The sequence below is a fragment of the Candidatus Woesearchaeota archaeon genome (genome assembly GCA_016187565.1).
GTDB lineage: Archaea > Nanobdellota > Nanobdellia > Woesearchaeales > JACPJR01 > JACPJR01.
In genome coordinates, this window is the sequence record JACPJR010000010.1 from 109,406 (window position 1) to 122,667 (window position 13,262).

General features: G+C 43.1%; 5 protein-coding genes. 2 read left to right on the top strand and 3 right to left on the bottom strand.

Annotation, left to right across the window (positions count from 1 at the left end; translation table 11 throughout):
- Positions 1 to 269: 269 nt before the first annotated feature.
- From HYW21_03235 to HYW21_03245, 3 genes are all read right to left on the bottom strand, one after another.
- Positions 270 to 1,553, bottom strand: a complete 1,284-nt coding sequence (locus HYW21_03235) for a hypothetical protein (protein MBI2548339.1) — start codon at positions 1,551 to 1,553, stop codon at positions 270 to 272.
- Between the two features lie 48 nt (positions 1,554 to 1,601).
- Complete coding sequence (locus HYW21_03240) at positions 1,602 to 5,063, bottom strand: transglycosylase SLT domain-containing protein (protein MBI2548340.1); 3,462 nt, start codon at positions 5,061 to 5,063, stop codon at positions 1,602 to 1,604.
- A 145-nt stretch (positions 5,064 to 5,208) separates the two neighbouring features.
- A complete protein-coding gene (locus tag HYW21_03245; protein MBI2548341.1) occupies positions 5,209 to 6,423 on the bottom strand; it encodes a hypothetical protein in 1,215 nt (404 codons plus the stop codon).
- Positions 6,424 to 6,848: 425 nt separating this feature from the next.
- Here HYW21_03245 and HYW21_03250 point away from each other — a divergent pair, with 425 nt between their 5' ends.
- Positions 6,849 to 7,913: an mRNA surveillance protein pelota gene (locus tag HYW21_03250; GenBank protein MBI2548342.1), complete on the top strand. Its 1,065-nt coding sequence runs from the start codon at positions 6,849 to 6,851 to the stop codon at positions 7,911 to 7,913.
- Between the two features lie 212 nt (positions 7,914 to 8,125).
- On the top strand, positions 8,126 to 13,213 hold the full coding sequence (locus HYW21_03255) for a PKD domain-containing protein (protein MBI2548343.1): 5,088 nt from the start codon (positions 8,126 to 8,128) through the stop codon (positions 13,211 to 13,213).
- Positions 13,214 to 13,262 lie beyond the last annotated feature (49 nt).

Genomic DNA, 13,262 nt, shown 5'->3' on the forward strand with positions numbered 1-13,262 from the left:
TATTTGCTGTCTTTAAGACGGTTATGAGTATATAAGGATTTCGATTCGTGATGTGGTTTGCCAGTCCATAAAGAAACCAGAATCCATTTTATTTTTTATTAGTAGACATTACTTTAAGTTTACTTTAACTTACTTTTTTGACTTAAATGAGCTAGTGAAGTTTAAGTATGTTCGAAAAATAGGCTCGTATAGGGGAGCGTATTACATGATGGAGGAGAAGAAGTAAACTACGAATCTCCAGAAAATAAAACAAGCTGAGATTCTGTACGTTAGGATGAGGGCTCGCAGCAGATAATGTTTGCTGGGCCAGGACAGAGTCCGGTAAAGAATGGTGGGCTACAGGTACTCTCATCGATACATTGATAACTACTCCCTTTTTGCTCTTCACACAAACTCTTTTCCTTGCTGCAACAAACTTCATCAGTAGTTGGGCAGGTCTTTCCCGTAATTTCTGTGCCATACGCCTTTGCACACACGTTAATATCTTTTTTTTGACAGTATCCGTCAGGAGGCTGGCAAGTCGTACCACTTTCAGGAGGGTTTTCATCAGGGTTTTGCTCTGGAGGTTGATCTGGGATCCATGTTGGTTTATGTTTTGCTTTTATTGTTAGCTCTATCTCTTCAGAAACATACCCGTAGGAGAGTGTTATGGAAAGTGGCGTGACAAAACTTCCCTGATCCTTACGGATGGTCTTGGTACAGTAGGCCTTGGAGGTTGTCGGATCATCATAGGATTGAATGATGTTTGTGCAGTCGATAATCTCGCCAGAAAGCTCTATGGTTGCCTGTACCTTGTCAAGCCCAGTTCTCGGAGCAATCGTCGTACAGGCGCTCGCGTACTGGTCAATACCGGTTACGAGGCCCTTACCTTCATTCTTAAAGTGAACGACGAATTGTGCCTCAAACTCATTAGGATTTCCTGTGCTTACGATGGTTTCTTCAACCTTAGTTACGGCCACCGGTGCGCCCTGCCCTCCAGAGATAGCAACATCCTTGACTTGGCATGTTGCCTTATCCTTGTTGGCATAGTCATACATAAATGGATCGATGCAAACCTCCACACTTCCTTGCGTGGTGTATGGATAACAGACCTTTGCCTTGAAGAGAAAATCCTTCTCGACATCAGTCGGAATGCCTGTATTTCGAACGTCAAAAATTTCAAGCTGATAGCCCTCGGTCTGACTAAAGCGATCCTTGCCTTTAACATTGATTATGGTGTTTTTCATGGTTTGTTGTTGGACAATTTCCATGTAATCAGAGAAACGCATAAGGGCAATAGAGCCATTGGTTACCTCGGTGTAGCCTCTGTTGCTAATCTCAATACCTATCTGAAAAGGAGTAGGCTCTTCTGGCGTTCCTGCCCATATTTCTCTGGGAGTGATCTCATCCAGAAATGTGATGACTAAACCATCCCTTCCTGTCTTTTGCTCGAGTACTCTAATACTCGTATCGCCTTGGTTATCACGCTTTAGCCGCTGACAGCCAACAACGAGGAGGACTATGAAAACTACGGTGAGGAGTAACAACATCTGAACTCTTCTTTTTTTCTTCATTCCTGACGACGTCTTCATGATGGTTATACGTTTATTATCCAAACCAGATTAGCTAAAGCTTGGCATTTCTTTGGTGCTGAAGTCTTCATAATAATACATGACGCGTGCAACATGGGTACCTACTTCCTTTACTTTATTCTTACGCATGGAATCATCCCATGCTTTTGTTTTACCACTAGAGGTAGTGAAGGTTCCGCTATAGCCAGGAAACTGAAGCAAAAATTCTGGTGTAATCTCATGGTAGACTCGATCCCAGGTCGGATCTGCTTCACGTGTTTCAAGAATTGCCGTGGTAATAACTTTTTCACCAATATTGTAGGCAGCTACTGCAAATTTATCCTGGTCTTTGTAGCCTACGTAACTCTTTCGCAATTTTGCAAGATAATTAACGGTTGCCTGGATGCTTCGATGGGGTACTGCTCGATTGTCTCGTCCCTTGACAAGCTCACATTGCTCATCGCAAGGCTCGCATGCTCCTCCACAACCCCTACTACTATCGTCACTCCTTGCACAGAGAAGATACGGTGCTTTTTGATATTCACATGCAGTACTATAACAGAACTGTCCTAAGCCATAACAGCCTGTTGGCGAGCCTGCTTTGTAATTAAAGGCGGATTCCTGCGCAATTAGCCCAGCGACTAAATCAGCACCTTTTTTTTCACTGGCATAACTTCCATCTTGAGAGACATAATCAAGGATGAGGTCGTAGTACACTCTATTGTCAGCAGTAGGATCTTGCGTTGTTATTGCTCGTTCCCACATACTCCCAGAGGCTGGAATGCCAATGGTTGCTTTTTCGGTGTCATAGAGCTCGGCATCAGGAACATCATGGGCAACAATACTGGCAGAGGATTCTACTTCATAATCATAGCTAAGCGAAACATCAATAATTTCGCTGTTTAAATTATTCTGGTTTGCTAAAGCAGGTTGTCCTTGGACTTCCAGCGTACAGTAATCTAATGATTTCTGTTTCCCGTATGCTATCTCTTCGAGACTTTTCTGGCTATACCGTTGCAATGATTCTTTCTTCATAGGGTAGGTGCATGTTTTTTGTTGGCAGATTTTGCTTGCTGGATCTAAGAGCTGGCAGTTTGTCGCTGGTACAAGCCATGATGGGATGGTAACACTGCCTGAGGTAAGGGCAAGAAGCTTTCCATTCGGAACCATATTCTCCACAGCAATCTTGAGCTTTACCAAGGTACTGTTTTTTACACCAACGACTACCCGTGGATCAGGAACAACAATGAGCTTGATAAAGCCAGGATCTGATTTTGATTCTACCTTTCCTTTTTTGTAATCATTTTCAATAACTCCGGGAAATAATTGTTGGTATTTGTAAACCTCAGCAGCAACAAGATCCTCTTCTGTTTGATGCCGGGTAATACGTTTGTTGTACTCTTCTTCAGCGGTATTAAATTCAGGATCAGTTGTAAAACGTGTTTTCCACTCATCCAAGGCAGTTTGCTCAATAAAATAAAGCACGTATTTACTCTCCACCTTGAGTTGTCCGTCAGTCATGCGTGCATTGAAGGTAAGTTTATTAGCCCCATTTTCGAGACCAAGAGTTTGTTTCGGAAAGGTACAAATAACTACGGTGTTCTCCTTAGTTGCTGGTGGATTAGTGAATCCTTTTGGTACGGAGACCTGCCATTCGGTGGGGTCGGCAAAAGGAGTATTTTCAGTATAGATATCCTCAACCTTACAACCAAAGCTGAAGAGCACATCTTGCGTAACGCTCACGACCGGATGGAAATCAACAAACACCGGATCTCCCTGGTAGACATCTATCGAGTAGCGAGGTGCAATAATGTCGACGGTAACTGCTTCTTCTTTTGTGGTGTCAATACCTCCGCTCAGTAACGGCTCTTGGCTTTTATTTTCCTTAGGCGGTTTGCCAAAGTTTTCGCATGCAGTGGCGTCTGCAGAAAAAAGTCCGCCAATACAGGAAACAGTGCTGCTCCAGAACAAACCAAGCTGGCTCTTGCTTACGGTTCCTTGGGCAATGAGCTGTTGTTGTTCATCAGGAAGATCAACATTTCCCATCCAGCCTTGGAATGCGCCTTGGAATCCCGGAGTAAAGAGCAAGAACACGACATAAGCAAACATATAGGTCGCCCAGATTTTTGTGGAGGGATTTTCCTTGTCCTTGAGCACCGTATCCCGGTAGAGGGCATCTATGATGATGTACCATGCCCAGAGCCAGGGGAATGCATAAATGGGTGCAATGAATATATTGGCTTCAATGCCCTTGACAAGGTTACTCAAGAGGCTTTGAATGTAAAACGTTGATAAGAGAAATCCCACAATGATAAAGGGTATTGATTTGAAGTCTCGTTGGTAGAAATAAAAAAACAAAAGCAAGGCAAAGATGAGATTGATCACCGGGCTGTATAGAAAAATAGTTACGTTTAGAAGATGAACCACCAGTGCTATGACCACAAATAACCCAAAGGAACGAACAGCCCCGGTAATACCACTCTTCGCCAATCCAAAGCCACCTTTAATCCCTCCCCATGCTGTTTTTCCCCTTCCCTTCCAATTTTCTTTTTTTTCGGTTTTTTCCTTGTTCTCTTCATCACTTCTTTCTTCGTCCTTTTTTTTGATTTCGTCTTCAACATGCTGTTGTCTTGTGAGAAGCTCAATTTCCTTGAGTTTATCTTCTGGATTCGTTGAATTTCGTAATGCTTCTCGCTGTTCTTGAATCAAGGCAAGTTGCTGTTGTAATAGGCTCTTTTCTTGCTCTTCCTCTTGTTTATTTCTTTGGAACGCATCTTTAATCATACTACCCATACCAGCAAATGCCATTCTTTTATCACTGAAACTGCTTTCTGCAGATGCAGCGGTTTTAAGGAGATGGCCAAAGGCTTGTATCGAGAGATGCTTTTGTCGCGCATATTCTACCTTCTCCTGAGCATAGGCTCTCGATCTTTCTGCTACTGCTCGGGCAGCGAATTTTCCTGTAGCATAGGCAGCCTTTCCCACATCTCGCGCACCATAATAACCCATGCCGGTTTCATGCATTCGCTGGGCTGCAGCAACATCCCCTCCAAGGTGAGTCGCAAGCCTTCGCTGAATCTCAAGACCGTTTTTTATCTGTTTTGCTTTCCACTGTTTATACTCTTCAAGAATTTGGCCGAGAACACGCTGAAGTTCCTCATGACTCGTTTCTTCAGGAAGTGCGTTTTCAACTGCTCTGACGATCTCCCGTACATCAGCTTCAGGGATTTGGTGATCTGTGGTAATGACTTCGGAAAGCCCGACGATCAGCTCGCTTTTATTGACGGTAACTTTGCTTGATGGTGGAGACTCTTGCGCCCTCGCCTCTGCTGCCATTGCTCTTGCTATTCCTCGGGAATCTTCGGCAGAAAGAGTTCCTCCCTGTGCAGCTCTTCTGAGATCTGCATCAAATGCCGCATGGTCGTCTAACTTTGCTCGTGCCCTTGCGGTGAGTTCTGTAGTGTTATCATCACCTAAAACCCTTCTCTTGGTAACAACGTTGGGGTCATCCATCGTACGCTCTTTTTTCTTAGAGTTATGCTGCACAAAAGTTTATAAATTTATGCATCTCATGGAGGAAGTATAATGCACGAAAGTATGGATTTTTGTGCATTATGGTATTTGGTGTGATATTTCACGTATACAAACCGTTGAGAATTCACTCATCATTATAGACATAGACAACCATACGGGGGACATCTAAGCTAATACCGTCTGGCTCGATCTTGATCCAGTTATTCTCCTGTCGATCAACGTAATTGGTGATAGAGCGTTCATAGAAAGGGTCTCTGGTGTCAATGTAGAAGAGCCTGCCATTCACACTAATGCGGGCAGCATGGTCCTGATTATCATCAGGAAATTCCAAACTCATGTTTACTTCCAAAAATCCATCTCTGACATCCTCAAATTCTTCAGTGCTCAAGGAAAAATAAAACAAGGGATAACGGAGCTCTTTTAAGTGAGTGGTTATTTTAACTTGATCGATAAGATAGGATCCACGTTCAGTACGGAAACGGATACTGTTCTCTCCCACGTCCAGATATGCCGGAGAAAATTCAAGAGGACGACTGGCACCACAATCGGGAATGCCGCTGAAGACTTCCTGATTATTGATGTAGGCGTGCAGCACACCAACCTGCCCGGTTGTACACTCAGCTGAAAATCGTAAGGTTGCTTTGTCCATGTTGTACTGCTCTGTTGCTGAAATAAGGAAAATATTTCGTGCTTCCTGGCGTGAAAGATCGGTAATGTCACCAGTTACTTTGATATTTTCAAGCAGATATTCGTTTGTTTTCCAGAATTTCCAGCCAACGCTATCAACGGTAAACTCTAAGAGGTTGTTCCGTTGAAGGTATTCTTTCGGTAAGCTTATGGGGGCTGGATTGACACTTGTTAGTTCGTTACTTAAGAGCGTGTACCCATTGAGTTTAATAGTTAGAAAGCCTTGTGCACGTTTGACAGTAAAGGAGAGAAGGACATTATCAGTATTTTCAGGATCATCAATGGCAAAGCTCAGATTTGCAAATTTTTGATCTAAAACTCCATTCTTCACATAAACACTGTTAAATTCTTTGATGCTATTGGCCTCTGTTCGCGTGGTGACAAAAACTGAGGGTACGGTATGTTCATATTCTTTAAATTTAAGGTAGTCTAGTCTTCCGACTCGTTCATCAAGCACAAGACGTTCATAGTCTGGCGTGAATTCACCCTCTCCTTCGCCTCCACTTGGCTCGTCGCCGAAGAGTTCTGCCCGTTCCTTACCTGGTAAGAAGACAACATACAGAACAATGAGGAGGGTAATAATAAGAATGAGAACCGCTGCCTGTGAACCGCTTGGTGGTTGTGTCACTGCCCCTTTTTTTGTAGCAAGCATCGTAACAAAGTTTAAATAGTATTATTATAAAAATGTTTCGTAAATATAATAGTAAGCCTTTTATCGTCACAGCGCCATTGTAGGCGGTGCGACGGTCGTTTCTGCGGAAACGCCCTACGAGTCACCCCGACGGGGTCATCCCCCGACTCGCCGCACGCCCATGGGCGCTGACGCAACGGGGCTTGCCCCCCAAACTTTACCGAAGTTTGATCAAAAGGGTGCAACATAAAGTTGCACTTCGTGGCCTTCGTGTTGCCTGGATAGCCACGGCGAAGAGCTTCATGCTCTTCCTTGCGTGTCAACTGAGCGTAACCAGTTGCGGGGTGTGCGTAGGATTGCTCCTTGAGCAATCCGTCAGCCGCCATAGTGGTGGCGTGCGTTTTGTGAATTGTGTTTTCAATGAAAACCCTTAACTGGTGCCTCCTATGCAGATTATCCATAAAGATTTGAAACATGGCAAAGTAAAGCTTAAAGTTACGGTTCTTGATGACCTGTGGTACCTCAGCCATTTAATTGATCCTGGTGACGAGATTAGTGGTAGGACAGAGCGAAAAATAAAATTAGGAACTGGAGAGGAACGCCAGGTAAAAATTATCAAAAAATGGGTGACGCTTACTATACATGCAGCGAAGGTAGAATTTCATCCTTCTGCAACCATCTTACGGGTATCGGGAAAAATCCTTGAAGGACCAGAGGATGTTCCCCGCGGAAGTTATCATACGATCAACGTTGAGGAACAGAGTATCGTTGTCATTCAAAAGGAAAAATGGTTAACATACCAGATTGAACGCTTGGGTGAGGCAACAAAAGCAAAACATCCTAAAATACTCATCCTTGTTCTTGATCGCGAAGAGGCATTGTTTGCCCTTATGAAACCCTCAGGGTACCAATTATTGAGCAGCATTAAGGGAGAGGTCCAACGGAAACGTATTTCAGAACAGAAGAAAGGAAGTTTTTATGCTGATCTTCTGAAACTGATCGTGGAATATGATACCCGGTACAAGCTTGATAAGATTATTATTGGCAGTCCTGCGTTCTGGAAAGAAGACCTTCTCAAAGAATTAAAAGATTCTGAATGTAGAAAAAAGATTATTCTTGCAACCTGCAGTGATGCTGGCGAGCATGGTATCCAAGAGGTGCTCAAGAGGCCAGAAACGCAACATGCACTTCATGAGGATCGTATCTCCAAAGAGATGACTCTTGTCGAGCAGCTTCTCCAAGAGATTTCCAAAGATAAACTTGCGGCGTACGGTATTACTGAGACAGCAGCTGCAGTTGATGCAGGAGCAGTACAAACATTATTGATTACTGATTCTTTTATTCAGCACGCACGCCAAAAAGGAACCTATGAAGCAATTGATCAATTACTGAAAATGACCGATGCTGCCAAAGGAGAGATTATGATGGTGAGTAACGACCATGAAGGTGGCAAGAAACTGGATGGCTTGGGAGGAATTGCAGCATTGCTCCGATGGAAGTTGGCATACTGACCTTATGTTGGTTGCCTTAATCTTTCGTCTTAATCGTTAAGTTTATTAAGGACAATAATTGTGATATTTAATATACGCAGATTGCTATGGAACTCACACACAAAAAAAGGGGTTGGACCAGAGAAACTTCTCAAAGATTTAACGGGATTGTACGGCTATCTTTCTTGGTGACGATATTTTTAATATTTTCTTCACTTTTCTTTATCTTTTCGATGCCTTCGGTTAAGGCAGCATCATGTTTTAGCGAAGATAGTTGTTATGATGGATGTTCTGGGTATAGTTTGAACGACTGTTACTTTGATGCTGACCACGATTGTCAGATAGGATCCTCTGATAATTGCAAGGATTGCTCTTGTAGTTGTGGAGGCTACCCTAATACAGGAAGCTGTGCTACTGAAGATGTAGTTTTTGGTCCGACATATTATTCGTGCGGGGATAGTTTTGATAACGATGGTGATGGAGATGAAGACTGTGCAGACGACGACTGTACAGACAAAGAATGTGGCGGGGGAAATGTCTGTTTTGAAGGATCCTGTGTAGGTGGGCTTGGCCTCGTGTGTACATGGTACAATGGTGTTACTCCTCTTGCGGATTGCAATGGAGTGAATTGGTGTAACACAACTTACACGCTCACTGACCCCTTTCAATTCATGTTTCCATTTTTCAATACTACCCCATCTGCGCCAGTTCCTTCATGTATTATTAGTGCATCAGGAAGAGCTGATAATTTGCAGGGTATTTACATGAATGTTACCCTTAGTGGGGATTGTACTGGAGATAACTGTCCTACTGAAGGAGATCTGACTGAACCATGGTGGGAACCCTTTCCCCCATCCCTTACTGCACGAACTCATACGTATGATTTGAGTGATGAAGATGGTGTACCAGAACATACAAAACCATTTGATTGTTCTCTTCCTGCCTCGGTAAATGTTACTGAACAACCTGGCTATTTTACTAATCCGAATTGTTGTGGTGATGGTACGAACGTTTCTGATGCCCTTGCTGATCAAGGTATGATTGCGAATATTTCGAATATTCCTATCTCTCTTTGTGTTCGTCAAGATGTTGATCAGAATGCGCTTCAGGATCAAGATACGTATGTAGGGGGTACAGGATGTCCTTATCCATTAGGCAGAAATCCTGGCATTGAGACGCAAGGTCCATGGTTATGGGAGCAAGCATCGGCGCTACAAAACCTGTGGAAGATCTATACAATAAATCTTAATGAATCTTGCTGGCAGATTCCCAAACCGCAGGGGGCATTTGACCGTCCTGTTTATGATGTTATAGGATGGGGTGCTACAAATAATCCTCAATGGATTGCATGCGATCCTTTTGGAGCATTTAATCTGAGCAAGAGTCAGCGTGAAGGACAGGCTCCGGGTTTAGATTTGGGAAATGCAAATTCAGGAATTACCGTAACACCACCTCCTGATCTGCCGGAATCTGGAGGGGGTAATGGGGGTGTTGTCCCCGATGCTGGATTTTTTGAGGATCTTGGTATCCATATACAATTCCCTAAAAAAACATACGATGAGGACAAAAGTGCATGGATTTCCTGTCTTCCTGACGCAGGATCTGGAAGGAATCTTACACGAATTGTTTGTGAAGGCAGTGGTTTTGAAGGTGATGCTATCCAAGCAAACAGTTCCTTCTTTACGCATAATGAAACCAGTCAAGGAACGGGAACTTTCCATCGAGATGAGCTGTTGAATAACAAAGAATTTAGCAATTTACCAATATATTTTAATGGTGACTTACAAAAGGGATATCATAATCTTACCCTCCAGACAAACGGAACAAATAGTAGGGCCTATGTTTTTGCAAGTCAATATCTTGTATTAAGCGATACTACGGAAGACGAGCCTGTTGGGTCTGATACTGATAGGGTCATCTGCTACGATGAAGGTAATCGTGGATCCTGGGCAGTGTGTTGCGGTTACTCTTATGCAGATTGTCCAACAGAAAATAATGGGTTATGGGATGTGAATGCTAACCCTAATCCTAAAGTTAAGCGATCCGGTGAGGTTCTGGGGTCTGTTATTGATTATTATAACTCTGATGATCCGTCAGCAAATTACGTCTTGAAGTTATGGATTGCTACGGCAAGAATAGACCAAGAGTCTGGGTTTATCTATGGACTCATAAATGATGTTGCTCACTCGTTCAACAACAATCCTAATGATGATTATATGGATGCGCCTCTTCGCATTACTAACTGGAAAAATTATTCTTTCCTTGAGTTTGATATTGCTTTTACAACCACTGATCTATGGAACATTACTATTTTTGATAGTGCTGCTTATCCTATTAGTGATGACATTTTAACTCAAGAATCACAACTTAATCTCCTGCAATTTAATATCTCTTATCCATCAAAAGCCCCTCTTTTTAATCGTAGAATCATTGACTACTCTACTGATGGGAATGAGCTCTATGAATGGCACCATATTAAAATTCCACTTCCACCATCACTTAAGCAAGAGGACATCTCCCTTATTATGTTTGTGGGTGATAGAGAGGCAATCAAGAATGAAGTACATTATCGTTGGGGAAAGCTTGACGTATTTAATATTGGAGGAAATACAGCAGCAGTTTTTGGTTTAGATCGGATGTATCTTTCTCGGGATAGTATGAGTTACACTAATAACACGTTCTGTAGCGGAGGTGGCCGATGGATTGATGACCTTGATGAAAGCGCCTTAGCTTGTGATAATACCGCTAAAACTGCATGGACAGGCTCTCAGTGTTGCGGAGATGATCCGCATGAATACTATGCAGATCCAGCGGGCTTACATGCCTGTTGGGATGGAAGGATTGTACCACACGACACACGGATTATGCAGGTTGACTACACCGTTACCGGGTCCTCAACAGAGTCTCATGCCTGTAAAGGATACAATTCCTTTATCAGTGCGACTGCGGAAGAAGATGCAGAGGAATTTGTGAATGCCTGTTTGTATCCGATGCCGAGAACAGGTAGAGCTCTTTATACTGTAGCTAATCCTTACACGGAACTTTACAATGTATCTTTCTTTGCCGCAGAAAATGGCGCTCAATATTTTAGTCAAGCAACTACCGACAGTGCATTGGTTGCCGTCCATGATGTGAAAATGCAGGTGCTTGCAAACAATGGAAACTTGTATGGCTGCAATGCCTCTGATTATGTTATTGATCATGCTGGCTCCGGAGTTATTCGAGAGAGTATTCCTTGCGAGGTCAAAGGATCATGGTTCTGCTCTGGCACAAACCAATGGTTAAATAAGAGCGATTCCCGATATACGCTTGGTGAAACTGAAGTCATGAACCTAACAGCCATTCCGTGGGAAATTCCCTGGTATGATCCAACACCTCGTGCAGAATGCTGTGGCAATAATGCCTGTTGGAATGGGACAACTTGTCAATCAGAATATACGTACTTTAACCAGACAACAGATGAGGGAAATGATATCTATGTCTGTAAAGCAAGCCAGTGGTATGGCCCTGTTCCGTTGAAATGGGACTGGGATCATGATCAAGCAAGCTTCTGCTGGAACAATACCCAATGCTTTTGTCCTTACGATGATGATAAGTGTGATCCTGTCGATGATCGTAACTGTGTTGATGAGAACTATTTTTATCGTGATAACTTTTGCCTGTCAACCGGATGGAACGGCACAGCTTATAATGATAGTGTCTGGACCACGCGAACTGCCTTATTGGCCACACAACTCTTGACCTTTGTCAACCGTACCAGTTCAGATAATTATACCCTTTTCTGTGATTACTATAACTTATCAACCAATTATTGGGGCGAAACAGAGATTTGGAATGGCCCTTTTTTAGGTTTAGAAGGACTCAATAATTATTGTGTTCTGAACTACGAGACTGGTGAAGGTTGGCGTGTCATTGTTGGTGCAAGTTTATGGGAGAGTGAAGGGTATACTGTTCAGAATTTCCTTGACGAGATCCTTCAGGAAACTCCGACAATTTGTGATAATGTAGGGAGCACAACATTCGAGGAATGTGCTGATGGAGAACTGATCATGGCGTACTGGAATAACCAAACGAAATCTATGCTTTTTGCAGAGGAGGAATTACATGGATTCTCTTTAGAACCAGGTGATAAGCTTGTGCTCAACGGTGGAAACCTTCTTCAGAACTTTAATCTCTTTTTACAGTTTGTCTTTGCAAAGATACGGAATACGGCTACGCATCTCTTAGGATTACAGGGAGAAGAGACACAGCATCTTGCGGTTGCTGAAGACTTTGACAGGCTTTACCTCTTCAAAGAAAATCAGAAGGAAATAAAAGGCATGGTGCGTGAGGATTTGGATGGAAAATATCTGCTCGTATCATATTTCAACGCAACAACCGATATCTGTAAAGCAGTACAAGCGTACAACATCTTGAATCAAGGTATGGGTGGAAGTCCTTTTGCCTGTAATGTAAGCGTTTATGAAGATGATAGCTGGTCGTATAATGTTGTTACGAGACGTAATAGCAGTCCTGAAGAGTGGTCGTATCTCATTGGTCTGAATGCATGGCCAAGCTTAGGTGCAATGTCTCGTCTTGATGTGGCTGATTTCGGATATGTTCCCACCATGGCTTCTATTAACGCTGAAATCATCGAAGGTCAGGCGCTCCTTACCTCGTTTGAGTTTGAAGCCGTTGTTGCTGGAACTGCGCCGGATTCATATTTGTGGGACTTTGGTGATGCTTCGCAAGGTACGGGAAAGACCATAACCCATAACTATGCAATTGCAGGATCCTACAATGTAACTCTGAATGCTTCTTATGATGGGCGTATCATTCAGGACAGGATTGTGGTTACAGTTCGTGAGCCTGCATTAGACTGTACGCTCCGAAGCACTGCTTGTAATAACGAAGAGGTCGGCGTCTTATCACTTTTAGAGCAGACAAATTCGCATATATTTACCTATGATCCGAATAGTGAATACAATATTTGCTGTACACCACCAACCTGTCAGCTTAAGGTAACAACACCCCCTAGTACTTGTGGATCTCTTGCCTGTATTACTGCTCTTACTCAAATGACTGGTTCAGGGGAAGGCTCTCATGCTGCTCTTTGCGACACAGCTGACTTAGATCATGTTTGTATGGATGTTACTAATTGTGGTGCTTATGATTTGAGCTGTAACCAGGAAGATCAGAGTGAAGAAGGTTGGGAAAATTGGGGTGCTTGTACAACGGGAAGCTGTGTAGTAACCATTTCATCAGATGGAACTCACCTGTCAGGTTGTGACTACTATCCCTTCCCTGTTTCAGTCTGTTGTGGACTGAATGATGATAACTGATCTATCAACCAATAACTAAACTAACGGAAAAAAACGCTGTGAGGTGCTG